Genomic DNA, 17,498 nt, shown 5'->3' on the forward strand with positions numbered 1-17,498 from the left:
GTAGTGAAACGATGCATCGCCGATGGTAGTGTGGGGTCTCCCCATGTGAGAGTAGGTCATCGTCAAGATTCATTTCGCAAAACCCCTATCTGCGCGAGCAGGTAGGGGTTTTGTCTTTTCCGCGATCCGGAAAACTGCGGCTGCATCTGGCACCCAAATCTACCTCCCTGCCAAACGCCTCGACATACCCCACCTCGAAGGTGCGACAATATTGCACTTTGATGACGTGACTTTCTCCTGCACCCTCAACGTCAAGACTTAACCCACGGGCACCTTGCGCCTGTGCAAAGACTCTTTCAGCACCCCTGTGCTGACCGTCCTGGACGTCCCCGGCGTCCAATTACTTGAGGTAACAAGCAAGATGGCTAAGGCCGCCGATGTCGTTGTGCAATGCCTGGAAAATGAAGGTGTCGAGTATGTATTCGGCATCCCTGGTGAGGAAAACCTCGACCTGCTCGAATCCCTGCGCAAGTCGAAGATTAAGCTGGTACTGACTCGCCACGAGCAATCCGCAGGCTTCATGGCCGCCACCTATGGCCGTCTGACCGGCAAGACCGGCGTTAGCCTGTCGACCCTCGGCCCAGGCGCGACCAACCTGGTGACCGCCAGTGCCTACGCCTACCTGGGCGGTATGCCGATGATGATGATCACCGGCCAAAAGCCGATCAAGAAGTCCAAGCAGGGTCGCTTCCAGATCATCGATGTGTGCGGCATGATGGCACCCATCACCAAGTACACCCACCAGTTCGCCTCGGCCGACAACATCCCAGCACGCATGCGCGAAGCCTTCCGTCTGGCGGAAGAAGAAAAGCCCGGCGCTGTGCACCTCGAGCTGCCTGAAGACATCGCTGCCGAGCAAACCGACAGCATGCCGATCCCGCCAAGCCTGAGCCGCCGTCCGCTGGCCGAGCACAAGGCCGTTGAAGCCGCTGTCGAGAAGCTGCAGAACGCGCGCAGCCCGATCCTGGTGATCGGCGCCGGTGCCAACCGCAAGATGACCGCCAAGGTCCTCAAGCAACTGATCGACAAGACCGGCATTCCTTTCATCACCACTCAGATGGGCAAAGGCGTGGTCGACGAGCGCCACCCACGCTTCCTCGGCAACGCCGCGCTGTCGTCGGGAGACTTTGTCCATCGCGCCGTCGAAGCCGCCGACCTGATCATCAACATCGGCCACGACGTCATTGAGAAGCCACCGTTCTTCATGGTCCGTGGCGGCACCGAAGTCATCCACATCAACTTCCGCTCTGCCGAAGTCGATGCGGTGTACTTCCCGCAGATCGAAGTGATCGGTGACATCGCCAACGCCGTCTGGCAGATCGGCGAAGCCTTGACCGATACCAGCCACTGGGACTTCACCCGTCTGCTGACCATTCGCGAGGCCAACGAAGCACAGATCGCCGAAGGCGCCGACGAAGACCGCTTCCCGGTATACCCGCAGCGCCTGGTCGCCGACATCCGCCGCGCGCTGCCGTCCGAAGGCATCGTTGCCCTCGACAACGGCATCTACAAGATCTGGTTTGCCCGCAACTACAAGGCGCATAAGCCCAACACCGTCTTGCTCGACAACGCCCTGGCAACCATGGGTGCCGGCCTGCCATCGGCGATGGCCTCGCACCTGGTCTACCCGGACCGCCCGGTGATTTCCGTGTGCGGCGACGGCGGCTTCATGATGAACAGCCAGGAACTGGAAACCGCGGTACGCCTGGGCATGCACATCACCGTGGTGATCCTGCGTGACGACGGCTACGGCATGATCCGCTGGAAGCAGGCCAACATGGGCTTCACCGACTACGGCCTGGACTACGGCAACCCCGACTTCGTCAAATACGCCGAAGCCTATGGTGCCAATGGCCACCGCGTAGAAAGCGCCGAAGGCTTCCTGCCGCTGCTCGAGCACTGCATCAAGACCCCAGGCGTGCACGTGATCGACTGCCCGGTCGACTACAGCGAGAACGACCGCATCCTCAACAGCGAGCTGCGTGAGCGCGCGCTGGCGGTGTAACGCTTAGGTCAATCAGGGCCTATATGTACAAAGCCGCTTCTGCTGGATAAGTGCAGCCTCAACAGCTGTATTTCCGTGCAGGAGCGGCTTTGTGCTGAAATGGCCTTGCAGCTGATATCGCACGCCAGGCCCTATTAAAATGCTGACCGCGTGGTAATTACATCCCGCCAAGTAAAGCTGCTGTAGCCTCAAGCTTGCCCTTCGATTACTTCGAAGGACTGAGGCAATGACCATTGGATCTACCCACAACCATCCCGCAGATCTCGCCGTAGAGCCAGCGCTTCCGGCTCAACCTTGGGCTGCACGCTTTCCCAATCCACCAGACCTGTGTTTTGACTATCGCCGATTGGTTGAACAGCAAGGCGGTGTCGCTCAGGCAACTCAGAAGGATCAGCGCATTTGTATTGTCGGTGCAGGCGTCACCGGGCTTACCGCGGCCAGAGAGCTGCTGCGCTGCGGCTTCAGCAATATCACCCTGATCGAACAGGCCCAGCGCGTCGGTGGCAGACACCTGACCATACCTAGTGCGACTCAGCCACACCCGCAACCCTCGACCCCATTCGAAATGGGTGCCATGCGCATGCCATTTTTCAACCGCACCGGTGAGTCGCCCAGAGACGGCCGTTCGCTAATTGCGTACTACACCAGCCTGTTCGATCTGCATCTCTCGGACTTTCCAAATCCGGGCACTCCCTGGGTAACGAGTACAGGTATTTACCTGGAAGAAGGGCAATTTGACGACAGCGCTGAGCCAACGCTGTTGGTCTGGCGAAACCCAACCGGCGAATCGCCGCCCCCTACAGCTCGCCTGCAAACTGTTCAGGGCAAGTGGAAGCGTTTTGCCGAGCAACTCGCCGAGCGCGTTGCCGGGGTCTACGGGACCGTCGCCTGGGAAAAATTCTGGGCTGCAATTGTCGCTCGCTACTATCAACTGTCCTTCAGGGATCTGGTTCGCCTGCCAGCTCTAGAGCTATGGCGTGAAGATAATCCAGGGGACTTCGGCGGGCTGGGCATGGATGCCGATGAGTCGGCCATCTTCTATTCCATCGGCATCGGCGACGGCAGCTGGGGCGCGTTTTATGACGTCTGCTGCCTGTACCCGCTACGTACAGCCATCTTTGGCTTTAGTAGTCACCTGCAATTGGTTCACGGTCGGGTAGATGAACGGGGTGTACCTCTTGCTGCGCCTTGGTTGGGCCGGCCCGCGCTGCCTGACAGCAGCGAGCTGATGTTTCAGGGGCCGCGCTATCTCGGGTTGGCGGCGCTGGATGAGTGTCTGTTGTTCATGCCCATCGAGCAGTCCGATAAATCCTTGTATGCCCATCTCGCTGCGCGTGAAGATGGTCTGCTTACCGACAGCGCCGTCTGTGGGCTACGCAAGTTGGCTGATGGCCGTATCAGGGTCGATTACCGCTGGCACCACAGTAGCCCCCACAACGAGCAATTACGAAGCGGTGACTATGACGCCGTGATCGTTACCCTTCCGTCATGGTTGATCGAGACCAATATCAAACTCCAGGGGTTCAGCTCTGCAGAGTTACCCCAGCGCATCATCAAGGCCTGGAAGACTGCTCACTGGGAGACCAGTTGCAAGGTCTACGCGCCACTGAGCAAGCGCTTCTTCGACGAGGGCTGCAAGATCCCGCAGATCCTGGTCACCGACAGTTTCGTCCACGATGTCTACGCATATCGCTACAACGCTCACTATGCCCAAGACTGCATTCTGCTGAGCTACACCTGGGAGGACGATGCGACCAAACTGGCGGCTTTCACAGATGTTGAGCTTGGGCACAAGTGCCTGGCCGAGCTCGACAGGATCCTAATGCGCTGCACCAATATCCAGCAGCCGATATCGCCCTACGTCGATGCCAGCAACATCCAGATTCAACACTGGGTAACAGATAGTAATGCGCTGGGCTGCGCCAAACTATACCGAGCCGGGACCTATTACGACGCCGTCAGCTTGATGAAATACAATCGCGATCTCGGAGCTGGTTCCGGGCTGTATCTCGTCGGGGAATCGTTTTCAGTCGATGCCGGCTGGACCGAACCATGCCTGCGCACTGCCATCGACGCGGTGATCAATATCTGCGAGCGCAGCGGTGCAGTATTCAACGGCGGCTTCACCCTGGCTGATTATCCGCATTACCAACTGCAAAGCTGAGCCGGAGCGGGGCAGGGACCCTGTCTGCTTCCTGCCTACGCCGTAGATTTTTCCTACGATTTTGCCGGAGCCGCCTGGCTGTCGGAAACTTTGCCATCCCCGCTTTACTGGCCTCCTTCCCATAACCACAACAAGGAAGCCACCATGCCCCATACCCCCAATGCCGTTAGCCCGGTACGCATTGCTGTCATCCAGTACGACCCGCAAGTGGGTCTCGAACACTGTGACGGCAACCTGAGCAAAGGCCTGGCCTTGGCTCGCCGGGCCGTGCGCGAAGGTGCCACGCTGATTGTGCTGCCCGAGCTGGCCAATACCGGCTACACCTTCCATACCCGCGCCGAGGCCTATGCCCATGCCGAGCCTCTGCACGGCGGTCGCAGCCTTGAGGCGTGGAGCAACTTCGCCCGCAAGCATCAGGTCTATCTGGCTTCTGGCTTCGCCGAGCGTGATGGCCTCAAGCTATATGACAGTGCCGTGCTGTTCGGCCCCGATGGCCTGCTCGGGCACTATCGCAAGGCGCACCTGTGGAATCAGGAGAAGCTCTGGTTCACACCGGGGGACCTCGGCTTTCCGGTGTTTGAGACCCCCATCGGGCGTATCGGCCTGTTGATTTGCTGGGATATCTGGTTCCCCGAAGTACCCAGGCTGATGGCGCAGCAGGGCGCGGATATCATCTGCAGCCTGAACAACTGGGTGTGGACGCCGCCGCCGCTGTTCGATGATGCCGGGCGCTGCATGGCGTCTTACCTGACCATGACCGCAGCCCACGTCAACAATGTCTATATCGCCGCGGCCAACCGCATCGGCAAAGAGCGTGGCGGACGCTTTCTCGGTTGTTCGTTGATTGCCGGTACCAACGGCTGGCCCATCGGCCAGGTTGCCGAGGCCGAGGCTGAGTGCATCGTCTATGCCGACGTCGACCTGAGTGCTGCGCGTAGTGCGCCGATCTGGAACAGCCTCAACGACCTGCCTCGCGACCGCCGCACCGACCTCTACGATGAGACCCTCGGTTATCGCCTGCATCCAGCGCTGCCGCGCTGAGGAGGGGTGATGAACCGTACTCGATCGGCATCGCCCAGCGGTGCCTTGGAACTGCTCCTGATCGGGCTGGCCGGCGTGCTGGTGGCGCTGGTGCTGATTGGCGACTGGCCCGTTTACGCGCAGGTTGCGTCGACGCTAGAGCAACCCATCAGCTACCTGCGCTGGATTGTCGGCGACATCAGTGAAGTCGCTTTCTACAAGCATGAGTTGCCAGCGCTTGGCCTGTTGCTGGGCGCCGGGATTGGCCACTGGGCACATCGAAACGGGCGCCGCTGGCAGGGTTTCGCGATCTGCTACGGCACCGGTTTATGGCCATGGCTGTTGCTCAGTTCGCTGCTGGGGTTGCTGCTAAGCCATGTGCTGTGGGGGTGGACGCTGGCCAGCGGCGACTGGCAACCCACCTTCGTCGCTTTCGTCTCGTTGCCGGCGGCGATGGTGCTGCTGTTTGGAGGTGGTTGGCGGGTGGCGCTCAGTGGCGCACTGCTGGGCGCGGTATTGGTCACGCCTGCCAGCCTGCTGCTGGTCAACTATGTGTGTTACCCGCTGCAGCTGCCGGTGGTGGTTGGCAATGTGCTGGGCATGGCGCTGGCCAGCGCAGTGGCGTTTATTCTGTACAAACGCTTCCCGGGGCTTTTGGAAGAGCGCCGCAATTCTGCTCTGAACGATACTCCAGCCATCAACGCCAAACCTGACCATGGCGTGCTCTGGACGCTGCGCCGGGTGCTGGCTGATTTCAGCGAAGCACCGTTCTTCGGCAATGAGTGGGCCAGCCTTGGCCTCCTGCTTGGGGTTCTGCTGGCTCATGTACTGGCGCCTGCAGCCGCGGTGTATGGCTCAATGCTGGTATTGGAAATGGTCGCAGCCCAGGCGCTGGCTTCGTTGCTGGGCGTATTGCTGTGGCGGCGACAGTGGATTGCACGCGGCTGGTATCCAACTTACATTCCTATCGTTTCGGTGGTGCCAGCCGCGCTGCTGACTCTGGGCGGTAGCTGGCAGGTCATGCTCCTCAGCGCCAGCCTCGGCGCCCTTTTCGCGCCGCCGCTGGCGGTCGCGATCAGTTCCCGGCTGCCGAGCTATATGCACGGCTATATCGGTAACGTGCTGTCGATGGCGATCTGCACATTGGCGATAGTGCCGTTGCTCAGTTTGATTGCAGGAGAAGCAGGATGACTCACATCAGCAAGCGAGCAGTACTCTCGGTTGGCAGCCTGGGGGGCACCGTCAGCATGCAGGCGGCGGCACCAGGGCAAGGCGTCACCCCTACGCTCGACTGCCTGGGCCTGTTGGCGGTAGTCCCGCAATTGGCGGAGCTGGCCGAGCTGCGAACGGCCACCCTGTGCTTGCTGCCAAGCGCGTCACTGGGCTTTGCGCAACTGTTCGAAGTACTCGCCTGGGCGCAAGCTGAGGTAGAGCAGGGCGCCCAGGCCGTGGTCATTACCCAGGGCACCGATACGCTTGAGGAGACGGCTTATTTCCTCCACTTGCTGTGGTCATCGCCAACCCCGCTGGTGCTGACCGGCGCGATGCGCTCGGCCAGCCAGCCGGGCGCCGATGGGCCAGCCAATCTGCTCGCCGCAGCTCAGGTCGGGTTGGCAGCAAGCAGTCGCGGGCGCGGTGTGCTGGTGGTCATCAATGATGAAATCCACAGCGCTGCCAAAGTGCGCAAGGTCGCTAGCCTGGCGATGGCGGCCTTTGCCTCGCCGGGTGATGGTTGTGACGGTTATCTGCTGGAGGGCAAGCCGGTATATCGCCAGCCTGGTGCTGCCCGTAGTGTCTTGCCATTACCCACCAATCGTGGCCATACCGTCGCGCTGTTGGAAGCGAGCCTGGATGCCGACACCGGTCTGTTGGAGGCGCTGCCCAAGCTCGGCTATGCAGGGTTGGTGGTAGCCGGCTTCGGTGCCGGCCACGTATCGGCAAGCTGGGCCGAGGCACTGCAAAGGATCGCCGAACAGATACCGGTGGTGATCGCCACGCGCACCGGCAGCGGGCCGACGGCCACTGCCACCTATGGCTTTGTCGGCGGCGAGATTGACCTGCGCAGCAAACGGATGCTGATGGCCGGGCGCTTGTGCCCGCGCAAATGCCGGATTCTGCTCTGGCTGCTCCTCGGCTGTGGTCTTGAACAAGCCCTCGAGGAGCATCTGGGTCAGTACTGAGCGACGCCGGCTGTGGCGGCACACACTGCAACCTGCCACCAAAGCCGGCTAGCTATGCTAGGGTGCCTGCATATCCCGTAGTGCAGGAATCCACCGAACCATGCTGCCCCGTCTTGAAGAAAAAGAACTCGCCCGCCTCGAAGATTTGCTGATCACCTACGGCAACGATTTCTCGGTGCTGAACCTGGCCGAGCTCAATGGCTTTTTCACCGCACTGGCCAGTTCTCCGGTCAAGGTCAACCCTGAGCAGTGGTTGCCGGCAGTCAGCGGCGGCAAGGTGCCGAAGTTCAAGCGTCCAGCCCATGAGGAAGCCTACACCGCGCTGATGTTGCGCTATTGCAACGACGTGGCCGCGGAGTTGGCCGAACAGCTGGATGACTTCGAGCCGTTGTTCGAAGAGAGTGAAGGCGAAGAGGGCGTAGCGATCATTCTGGAAGAGTGGTGCTTCGGCTACATGCGCGGCACGCAAGTCGCGCAGTGGGGCGAGCTGCCCCCAGAGCAGGACGCCTTGCTCAAGGCCATTTCCTTGCATGGCCTGGAAGACAATTTCGAACTGCTCGACTCGATGAGTTTCGATGAACTTCAGGCCTGCGTGCCACTGGTGATCGACGCCGCGCGTGGCTTGTATCGCTACCAGAAGCAACATCGCCACTAATGCCCAAGGTGTGCGGCAGGCCCGTGATCAACTGAACGATTATTTCGCCTGGCGAAATTATGGATTGTCACGGGCACTGATTCTATTGGTTGGCGGATGGGCGCAGGATTGTCTGCGTCATCCACCCACCACGGAGTCAGGACCATGCCAGCCCCTATCAAGCTCTACAACTTCCCCAAGTCCGGCCATGCCCACCGCATCGAGCTGATGCTGTCGTTGCTCGGCTTGCCGACTGAACTGATCTTCGTCGACCTGGCCAAGGGCGAGCACAAGCAGCCCGCGTTTCTCGCCATCAACCCGTTCGGCCAGGTCCCGGTGATCGACGATAACGGTACGGTCATCGCCGACTCCAACGCCATCCTCGTGTACCTGTCCAAGACCTACGATCAGGGTAACTGGCTGCCTGAGCAACCTCTGGCCGCGGCGAAGGTGCAGCGCTGGCTGTCGGTTGCCGCCGGCCCCTTGGCCTTTGGCCCCGCTGCGGCGCGGTTGATTACCGTCTTCGGCGCTTCCTTCAATGCGGAGGAAGTGATCGGCCGCGCACACAACCTGCTCGCCGTGATCGACCAGGAGTTGGCCACCCAACCCTTCCTGACTGGCACCAGCCCGACCATCGCCGACGTCGCCAACTACTCCTACATCGCCCACGCCCCCGAGGGCAATGTGTCGCTGGAGCCGTACGGCAACGTCCGCGCCTGGCTGGCCCGCATCGAAGCGCTGCCCGGCTTTGTCGCCATGCCGCGCACTGCCGCCGGCCTGCACAGCGCCGACTGATCTGGCCCACGCCCTCCGAGGGACGCCGTCATGCATACGCAATCCAATGAGCCGAGCTCGCCCTGGCACGCCGGCGAGAGAGCCCTGCAAGAAAAGGCCGGCGTGGCCGAGCGGATGGCAGTGTTCGGGCAGAAGGTCATTCGTGACTACATGCCCGACCAGCACCGCCAGTTCTACCAGCAACTGCCGTTCATGATTGCCGCCAGCGTTGACCCTCAGGGCAGGCCCTGGGCGACCTTGATCGAAGGAGCGGACGGCTTTGTCAGTTCGCCTGATCCGCGTCAGCTGCGCCTGGCCGCCAAGCTTGCCAAGGATGATCCAGCCGCCGCTGGGCTGGCCGCCGGGCAGGCGATTGGCATGCTCGGCATCGAGCTGCACACGCGTCGGCGCAACCGTATCAATGGCGTGATTCAAACGGCGCTAGCTGGTCAAATTGACGTGCAGGTCGAGCACGCCTTCGGCAATTGCCCACAATATATCCAGCTGCGCAACTATCGGCGTGTCGAAGGGGGCGCGCAGCCCCGCGAGGACGCGACCTCGCTGGACGCATGTGCCACAGCACTGATCGAAGCCGCCGACACCTTGTTCGTCGCCAGCTATGTCGAGCATGCCGACGGTCAGCGTTCGGTGGATGTTTCCCACCGTGGCGGGCGGGCCGGCTTCGTCAAGGTCGAGGGCAATCGCCTGACCATCCCGGACTACGCTGGCAACCTGCACTTCAATACCCTGGGCAATCTACTGGTCAATCCACGCGCCGGCTTGCTGTTCGTGGATTATGTCAGTGGCGACGTGCTGCAGCTGTCAGGGCGCACCGAGTTGCTGCTGGACAGCCCGCTGACCGAGGCATTCGAAGGCGCCGAGCGGCTGTGGGTACTGGAGGTCGAGCAGGTAGTACGACGCCCCGCGGCAGTGTCGCTGCGCTGGGACTTCGAGGCCTATGCGCCAACCAGCCTGGCCACTGGCACCTGGGCTGAAGCGCAGCAACGCCTGCAACAGGCTCAGCGCCAGCAGGACTGGCTCGGCTGGCGGGTGAGCAGGGTCGAGCAGGAGAGTCGTGATATCCGCTCGTTCTATTTGCAACCCGCAGACGGCTCAGCAATAACCTTCGCGCCTGGGCAGCACATCCCACTGCGCTTGCCGCTTGATGCGCAATCCTCCGTGATCCGCACCTACAGCCTGTCCAGCGCGCCCTCGGACGGCTACCTGCGCATCAGCGTCAAGCAGCAGGGCGCAGCGTCGCGCTACCTACATGAGCAGGTGGGCGTCGGCGATGTGCTGCACGTGCGCCAGCCGGTGGGCAGCTTCAAGCTCGACAGCAGTAGCGAGCGACCATTGGTGCTGATCGCGGCAGGGGTCGGCATTACACCGCTGCTGGCGATGCTGCGCGAGCAGCTGGCGCTCAGTGCAAGGCGGTCGATCTATCTGTTCCAGGGCGCCCGTAGCCTGGCCGAGCTGCCATTTGGCCAGGAACTGAGTGCATTGCAACAGCAGGCCGGCGATCGCCTGCACCTGTACCGAGCGCTCAGCCAGCCCGAAGCTCAAGCGGTACTTGGCCAGGACTTCGAGATGGCCGGTCGGCTGGGCATCGAGCAGATCAAAGCGCGCCTGGCGCTGGATGACTACGACTTCTACGTTTGCGGCCCGGCCAGCTTCACCCAGGATATCTATGACGGCCTGCGCCGGTTGAGCGTGACGGACGCGCGCATCCATGCCGAGGCCTTTGGCCCGTCGACGCTGACTCGTCACGGCGACGGTGCTCAGCCTGCGCTGCAGCAGCCACCTGCAGCCAGTCAGCCGGTACCGGTGCATTTTGCCGGCTCGGCCAAGGAGGCGCGCTGGACGCCTGGCTCCGGCAGCCTGTTGGAACTGGCCGAGCGCCGCGGGCTGACGCCTGAGTTCAGCTGCCGTGGCGGTTCCTGCGGCACCTGCAAGACGCGCATCGTCAGCGGCCAGGTGCATTACCCGCAGCCGCCCGCCGAGCTGCCCGAGAGCGGCAGCGTGCTGATCTGCTGCGCTGTACCGGCAGATGACGGCGGCCAGCCGCTGGTGCTGGATCTTTGATCGATGCACCCTTGTGATCAGCCGCCCGCCCCGGGAATAATCGCAGCAGGATTGATACGGGGGCGGGGCATGGATCAGATCCATCTGATGAAGGTGCTGATTGCGGTGGGTGAGCTGGAAAGCTTTGCCGCAGCGGCGCGCAAGCTCGGCCTGTCGCCGGCGGCAGTGACGCGGGCGGTCAGTGCCCTGGAAGAGGCGCTCGGGGTCAAGCTGCTGCAGCGCACCACGCGCAATGTGCGCCTGACCGAGGCCGGCAGCCGCTACCTGGAAGACAGTCGCAATATCCTCGCCAGTATCCACGAGGCCAACGAGGCGGCGGCCGGGATCAACGCCGCACCCAAAGGCAATCTGTCGGTGACCGCGCCACTGCTGTTCGGTAAAGCCTTTGTCATGCCGTGCATCGTTGACTACTTGCAGGCTTACCCTGAGGTGGACGTGTCCGCCTACTTTCTCGATCGGGTAGTCAATCTGGTGGAGGAGGGCATGGACGTTGCCGTGCGCATCGGGCCATTACCCGATTCGGGGCTGAAGGCTGTGCGCGTCGGCCAGGTGCGCCGGTTGTTGTGCGCTTCGCCTGAGTATCTACAGCGCCACGGCAAACCGCAGCATCCCGCCGAGCTGGCCGAGCATACGATGATCGCAGCCAGCGGCGTGTCACCGCGATTGGACTGGACGTTTGGCCCTGAGCAGGCGCCTGTGCAGGTGCGGATCAAGCCCCGGCTGACGGTGACCAGCAACGACGCGGCAATCGTCGCCGCCACGGCAGGTCTGGGCATCGCGCGGCTGCTGTCGTATCAAGTGGCAGCGGAGCTGGCGGCGGGGCGCTTGCAGGTGGTGCTCGAGGATTACGAGCAAGTGCCGTGGCCGATCCATGTGCTGCACCGCGAAAGCAAATACGGCTCGACCAAGGTGCGGGCGTTCATCGACCGGCTGGCGAGTAACCTTCGCGCGCACCACTACCTCAATTGAGCGCTTGATACTGCATTCTGAAACCCAGGCTAACGTGCTCGCCTTTGTGCAGCAGGCGCAAGCCTGGGCGCCCAGGCAAATGGTGCGCATTGATCGGATGGCTGACCGGCTCGAAGCAGAAGAACGGCTGGTCCTGCGGACAGAACAACAGGTAATGGTCGGCTCCGCTGGCGCTGCAGCGTAATTGATAGCCGGCTGCCGGCTGGACAATCGTGCACTCGCCCTGCCAGCCGCTGAAGGCGTGATCGACAACTGTCGTTGGCAGCTCACTCAACTGCCCGAAGCGCCATTCGGGCGGGATTTCAACCTGACGCGATGGCAAGCAACCCTCATCGCCTACCCATACCTGACGCGCCGGTGCCAGCAGCAAGGTATCAGCATGGCGAGGCAAGTACGGGTGTAGCCCAAGCCCATGCCAGCAGGGCAATTCATCCAGATGCGTAACCTGCAGATCCAGGCTCAGGCAGCCCTCGTCGAGGCTGACATGCATTACCGCCCGATAGGCAAAAGGCAGCTCGCTGTCCAGCGTCAGGCAAGCATGATCAGTGCCTTGATGAGTCACCACCCAAGGCTGCTGCCAGGCACTGCCATGGATCGCGTAGGGCGAGTGCTCGGTGTTCGCGGCCAATGCCAGCCAGCCATCAGGGCGGGCAAAGCCACCGCTGTCGATGCGATTGGACCACGGCACCAGCGGATAACAACCCAGGCGCCTTGGCGTAGCGCTGTCCAGCGCCGCTTGATCGCTATGGCGCAGCAACGCCTGGCCACTGTCCTTGACCTGCCAGTTGACCAGGCTGGCGCCCAGCTCCGGGGCCAGGCTCAGGCGTGTCAGACGGTCTTCAAGATCCAGTTCGAATAAAGCCATTCAGCAAGCTCCAGGTGCAAACACGGTGATCAGGCCGAGCGCCGATAGGTCAGCAGTACAATCCCGCAGACCACCACCGCGCCACCGATCAACTGCATGCCGCTCAGGCGTTGATCGAGCAAGGCCCAGGCCAGCAACAGCGTGGCAATCGGCTCGATATTCATTACCGGCGCGTTCTGCGCCATGTTCAGCCGCGGCACGCAGACGAACAGCAGAGTAAACGCCACGCCATACAGCACCACCAGGCTGGCCAGAGCGATCCAGCCAGCGCTGCTGCTGGGCAGCGACAAGCCCGCCGGCACCCAGCCGCCGACCCCGGCTACCAGCATGCTGGCGAACACGATCATCAGGGTCAGCAAGCTACGCACCGGTCCGCGTACGCCGGCCAGCTTGTGATCGGTGATCCACAACGCACAGGCAAACACACAGGCAGCGCAGAAGGCGAGGCTCACGCCGAGGGTCCAGTCCGGGTTGGCCTCAGCGCTGTCGGCCAGGCGTGACGGTACATCCAGCGCCAGCACCAGACCGAGCAGAATCAGCCCCATCAGCAGCACGGTGCGCCGCGTCGGTCGCGGCCCGCCGAGGGCCCAGCTGAGCAGCGCCAACAGAATCGGGAAGGTGTTGCCGACCAGTAGCGCCAGCGCCACCGGGATCCGCGCCACCGCCGAGTACAGGCACAGGCTCTGGGTGGCAATCAGCAGGCCCAGCAGCAGTTGCCAGCGTCGCGAACCTGCGGGCAGGCCTAGCGACTGGCGCTGCCACAGCACCAGCGCCGCCAACGCCAGCAGGGTGATGCCCGAGCGACACAGAATCGCCAGCAGCACGCCGGTGTCGTTATCAAAGGCGATCCGCGCGGCGATGTGGTTGCCGGCAAAGGCACAAGCCAGCAGCGCTAACAGCGCCACCGCCAGCTTGCGCGGGAAGAGTGAGGTATTCGAAGAGGAGGCGACAGCCATGTGCACAAATCCATTTGCAGGGGGAGGGCGGGCCCGCAGGCCCGCCTGTCACAGTTACAGCACCACGCTCGGCAGCCACAGCGAGATAGCCGGGATGTAGGTCACTGCCATCAGCACCAGGAACAGTGCTACATAGAACGGCAGCAGTGCCTTGACCGTCGCCTCGATGCTGACCTTGCCGATGGCCGAGCCAACGAACAGCACCGCGCCCACCGGCGGCGTGATCAAACCAATGCCCAGATTGACCAGCATGATCATGCCGAAATGCACCGGGTCGACGCCGATGCCAGTGATCACCGGCAGCAAGATCGGCGTCAGGATCAGAATCAACGGCGCCATGTCCATCACCGTGCCCAACAGCAGCAGCATGAAGTTGATGCACATGAGGATCACGTAACGGTTGTCCGACAGGGTCAGGAACAGCGTGGTGATCTTCGACGGGATCTGCATCAGCGTCATCACGTAGCCAAAGCTTGCGGCAAAGCCGATCAGGATCATCACGATCGAGATGGTCCGCACCGTGCGGTGCATCAACTTCGGCAGGTCGCGCCACTTGTAATCGCGGTAGATGAACATGGTCACGAAGAACGACCAGACCACGGCAATCGCCGCCGACTCGGTCGCGGTGAACACCCCGGACAGAATGCCGCCGAGGATGATCACCATCGCCATCAGGCCCCACAACGCTTCACCGGCGATTTTCAGCGCCTGGCGTAGCGGGATCACCTCACCCTTGGGGTAGTTGCGGCGCTTGGCGAAGATCAGGCACAGGCCCATCAACACCGCGCTCATCAACAGCCCTGGCATGACCCCGGCCATGAACAGCGAGGCAATCGATACCGTGCCACCGGCCGCCAGCGAGTACAGCACCGAGTTGTGGCTGGGCGGAGTCAGCAGTGCCTGCACCGAGCCACTGATGGTCACCGCCGTGGAAAACTCACGCGGATAGCCCTTGCGCTCCATCTCCGGGATCAGCACCGAACCGACCGATGCGGTGTCGGCCACCGACGAACCGGAGATCGCGCCAAAGAAGGTCGAGGCGGTGATATTGACCAGCGACAGGCCGCCACGGACAAACCCCACCAGCACCCCGGCAAACGCCACCAGCCGCCGCGACATGCCACCCTCGGCCATGATTGCGCCGGCCAGCACGAAGAACGGAATCGCCAGCAGCGAGAACTTGTTAACCCCGCTGGCAACCTGAATCATCATTGCCTGCAGTGGAATATCTATCCACCAGGCCCCGACCAGAGCGGCCAGGCCCAACGCATACGCCACCGGCATGCCCAGCAGGATCAGGGCGATGAAGCTGCCCAACAAAATGAACGCATCCATTTATGCAGCTCCTTCGCTTTCTTCGACGACATCGAAGCGCATCACCTGGCGATGGCTCTGATCGCCATAGAAGAGTTTTTCCAGCACGAACAGCAGGGTGATCGCCCCGCCGACCGGGATCGGCGCGTAGGTCATGCCCACACGAATCGACGGCAGGGTGGCGAGAAACTGGTTCCAGGTAGTCACGCACAGCTTGATGCCATAGAAGGTCATGAACGCGCAGACCAGCAGCATCAACACTTGCACCAGCAGTGCTACAGCCTTGCGGCGTGCCGGTGGCAGGCGGTCGGTAACCGTGGTCACCGCCATGTGCGCACCGGCCCGATAGCTGGCGGCCGCGCCGATGAAGGCGAACACCACCATCAGCAGGATCGCCACCGGCTCCGGCCAGCTCGAGCCGCTGCCGAGCACGTAACGGGCGAAAATGCCCCAGGGAATGATCAGCGTCATGGTCAGGATCGACAGCCCCGCCACCCAGATGCAACCGCTGTACAAGGTATCGTTGACACGCAACACAAGTGTTTTCATAAAGCACCACCGAGGCTGCACGTAGCCGTGCAGCCGCATCTAGCTGGGGAGGGAGCCGCAGGTCACTGGACTTCGGCGATACGCTTCATCAGATCGGCGTATTGCGCGCCGTACTTTTCCCGCACTGGCGCAGTGGCGTCGAAGAACGGCTTCTTGTCGACCACGATGAACTCCACCCCGGCAGCCTTGAGCTTCTCTTCACTGGCGGCCGACTTGGCGTCCCACAACGCACGCTCTTCCATCTGCGCTTCACGGGCGACTTTCTTCACCAGGGTCTGCTGCTCAGGCGTAAGCTTTTCCCAGGTGGTCTTGGACATCACCACCGGCTCAGGCAGGATCAGGTGGCCGGTCAGGGTGAAGTACTTGGCGCTCTGGTAGTGGTTGTGCTCGAGCAGGGTCGGCGGGTTGTTTTCCGCGCCGTCGATCACCCCGGTCTGCAAGGCGCTGAAGATCTCGCCGGTGTCCATGGCAATGCCGTTGCCGCCCATCGCGTTCATCATGTCGATGAACAGCGGGTTACCCTGCACACGGATCTTCATGCCCTTGAGGTCTTCGATCTTGCGCACTGGTTTTTTCGTGTAGATGCTGCGCGTGCCGCCATCCATCCAGGCCAGGGCGACCAGGTTGAATTCGGAATTGGTGATCTTGTCGAGGATCTCCTGGCCGATCTCGCCATCGATGATCTTGCGCATGTGCTCATGATCGCGGAACACGAACGGCATGTTGAACACGTTCACATCCGGCACCACCGGGCCGACGATACCGAGGCTGACCCGGGTCATCTGCACCGCGCCGATCTGCGCCTGTTCGATGACTTCCTTCTCCGAGCCGAGCACGCCACCGGCGAACATCTTGAAGGTGATCTCGCCATTGCTGGCGGCTTCGAGTTTTTTACCCATGTTCTGCTCGGCAACTACGGTCGGGTAGCCGGCCGGATGGATCTCGGCGAACTTGATATCCAGCGCCGAGGCGGTGCCGGAGAGGCTGATCGCCAACGGGAGTACGGCCAGAAGCAGCTTGCGTTTGAAGACCATGGTGACGCTCCAGTGTTGTTATTATTTGGGTATCGCACGGGTGCAGCGGGATTCGGTTCAGCCGCGCCAGGCTGTTTCTGGCAGACCCTGCACGCCCGCGTCCAGGGCGAACACGCCACCGGCCAACGGCTGATCGTGCAGGTCGCCGCCGGGGCGGATCGAGGTCACGAACAAGGTGTCCAGGTTGCGCCCACCAAAGGCGCACATCGCCGGCTTTTTCACCGGCACATTGAGTGAGCGGTCCAGTCGTCCATCGGGAGTGAAGCGGTGCACCTGGCCTGCATCGTTGCCGCAGATCCAGTAGCAGCCGTCGGCATCCACGGCAGCGCCGTCAGGCCGGCCCGGGAAGCCGCGCATATCAACGAACAGGCGCTGGTTGTGCGGGGTACCGGTGTCGATGTCGTAGTCGAACTGCCAGATGCGCTGCACGTCGGGGTGGGAGTCGGACAGGTACATGCGCGTGCCGTCCGGGCTGAACGCCAGGCCGTTGGGCACAATCATCTGGTCCAGCTGCAGGTGCAGCGGCCGGCCCTCGCCGTCGTACCGATACAGGGCACCCAGCGGCGCCGCCTGCTGCATGTTCATCAGCATGCTGCCGGCCCAGAAGCGACCCTGGCGGTCGCAGCGGCCATCATTGAAGCGCATGCCCTTGGCGCCATGTTCAACCGCGCTCAGCAGGCGGCTGTCGAGCTTGCCCTGGGCATTGGCAGTCAGCGCATAAACGCCATCCTCCATGCCGGCAATCCAGCTGCCGTTGGCCGAGCGTGCGATGCAGGCGAGCATCTGCGGCGCTTGCCAGCTTTGATGAGCGCCATCTGCGGCCGTCCAGCGGTGCAGCTGGCCGGCAGGGATATCGACCCAGTACAGCGCCTGCTCGGCAACATCCCACACCGGGCTTTCGCCGGTGGCATTGCGCGCATCCACGATCAGTTCGTAGTTCACGGTAGACAGC

At 62.2% G+C, this 17,498-nt stretch carries 15 protein-coding genes; 9 read left to right on the forward strand and 6 right to left on the reverse strand.

What is annotated here, in order from left to right:
- The first annotated feature begins 361 nt into the window (after window positions 1–361).
- The 9 genes from M2396_RS22975 (at window position 362) to M2396_RS23015 (ending at window position 11,828) form a co-directional block, all read left to right on the forward strand.
- Complete coding sequence (locus M2396_RS22975) at window positions 362–2,005, forward strand: acetolactate synthase large subunit (RefSeq protein ID WP_259078893.1); 1,644 nt, start codon at window positions 362–364, stop codon at window positions 2,003–2,005.
- Window positions 2,006–2,231: 226 nt separating this feature from the next.
- A complete protein-coding gene (locus tag M2396_RS22980; RefSeq protein ID WP_150570961.1) occupies window positions 2,232–4,169 on the forward strand; it encodes an FAD-dependent oxidoreductase in 1,938 nt (645 codons plus the stop codon).
- Window positions 4,170–4,313: 144 nt separating this feature from the next.
- Window positions 4,314–5,210, forward strand: a complete 897-nt coding sequence (locus M2396_RS22985; protein WP_150570960.1) for a nitrilase family protein — start codon at window positions 4,314–4,316, stop codon at window positions 5,208–5,210.
- A gap of 9 nt (window positions 5,211–5,219) precedes the next feature.
- Window positions 5,220–6,380 carry a hypothetical protein gene (locus tag M2396_RS22990; RefSeq protein ID WP_150570959.1) on the forward strand — a complete coding sequence of 387 codons (1,161 nt, stop codon included), beginning with the start codon at window positions 5,220–5,222 and terminating at the stop codon, window positions 6,378–6,380.
- Window positions 6,377–7,369, forward strand: a complete 993-nt coding sequence (locus tag M2396_RS22995) for an asparaginase (RefSeq protein WP_150570958.1) — start codon at window positions 6,377–6,379, stop codon at window positions 7,367–7,369. Before M2396_RS22990 ends, M2396_RS22995 begins: the two co-directional genes overlap by 4 nt.
- A gap of 100 nt (window positions 7,370–7,469) precedes the next feature.
- Window positions 7,470–8,024, forward strand: coding sequence for a UPF0149 family protein (locus M2396_RS23000; protein ID WP_150570957.1), 555 nt, complete (start codon window positions 7,470–7,472; stop codon window positions 8,022–8,024).
- Window positions 8,025–8,168: 144 nt separating this feature from the next.
- Window positions 8,169–8,798, forward strand: a complete 630-nt coding sequence (locus M2396_RS23005; protein ID WP_259078896.1) for a glutathione S-transferase family protein — start codon at window positions 8,169–8,171, stop codon at window positions 8,796–8,798.
- Window positions 8,799–8,828: 30 nt separating this feature from the next.
- Window positions 8,829–10,859 carry a pyridoxamine 5'-phosphate oxidase family protein gene (locus tag M2396_RS23010; protein ID WP_259078897.1) on the forward strand — a complete coding sequence of 677 codons (2,031 nt, stop codon included), beginning with the start codon at window positions 8,829–8,831 and terminating at the stop codon, window positions 10,857–10,859.
- 69 nt (window positions 10,860–10,928) lie between these two features.
- The gene (locus tag M2396_RS23015; protein ID WP_150570954.1) at window positions 10,929–11,828 is read left to right on the forward strand and encodes a LysR family transcriptional regulator; all 900 of its coding nucleotides are present in this window, start codon (window positions 10,929–10,931) and stop codon (window positions 11,826–11,828) included.
- On the opposite strand, the gene M2396_RS23020 is transcribed toward M2396_RS23015, so the two are convergent.
- The 6 genes from M2396_RS23020 to M2396_RS23045 all read right to left on the reverse strand — a co-directional run bounded on the left by M2396_RS23020 (window position 11,821) and on the right by M2396_RS23045 (window position 17,488).
- The gene (locus M2396_RS23020) at window positions 11,821–12,693 is read right to left on the reverse strand and encodes an aldose 1-epimerase (RefSeq protein WP_101321781.1); all 873 of its coding nucleotides are present in this window, start codon (window positions 12,691–12,693) and stop codon (window positions 11,821–11,823) included. The genes M2396_RS23015 and M2396_RS23020 overlap by 8 nt on opposite strands.
- A gap of 29 nt (window positions 12,694–12,722) precedes the next feature.
- Window positions 12,723–13,649, reverse strand: coding sequence for an EamA family transporter (locus tag M2396_RS23025; protein WP_101321780.1), 927 nt, complete (start codon window positions 13,647–13,649; stop codon window positions 12,723–12,725).
- 54 nt (window positions 13,650–13,703) lie between these two features.
- On the reverse strand, window positions 13,704–14,984 hold the full coding sequence (locus M2396_RS23030; protein WP_101321779.1) for a TRAP transporter large permease: 1,281 nt from the start codon (window positions 14,982–14,984) through the stop codon (window positions 13,704–13,706).
- Window positions 14,985–15,512, reverse strand: a complete 528-nt coding sequence (locus M2396_RS23035) for a TRAP transporter small permease (protein WP_181089951.1) — start codon at window positions 15,510–15,512, stop codon at window positions 14,985–14,987.
- A 62-nt stretch (window positions 15,513–15,574) separates the two neighbouring features.
- On the reverse strand, window positions 15,575–16,546 hold the full coding sequence (locus M2396_RS23040; RefSeq protein ID WP_150570951.1) for a TRAP transporter substrate-binding protein: 972 nt from the start codon (window positions 16,544–16,546) through the stop codon (window positions 15,575–15,577).
- 57 nt (window positions 16,547–16,603) lie between these two features.
- Window positions 16,604–17,488 (reverse strand): glucurono-1,5-lactonase, encoded by an 885-nt coding sequence (locus tag M2396_RS23045; RefSeq protein WP_181108946.1) that lies wholly within the window; start codon window positions 17,486–17,488, stop codon window positions 16,604–16,606.
- Window positions 17,489–17,498 lie beyond the last annotated feature (10 nt).

Source organism: Pseudomonas sp. BIGb0278, from assembly GCF_024809895.1.
GTDB lineage: Bacteria > Pseudomonadota > Gammaproteobacteria > Pseudomonadales > Pseudomonadaceae > Aquipseudomonas > Aquipseudomonas shirazensis.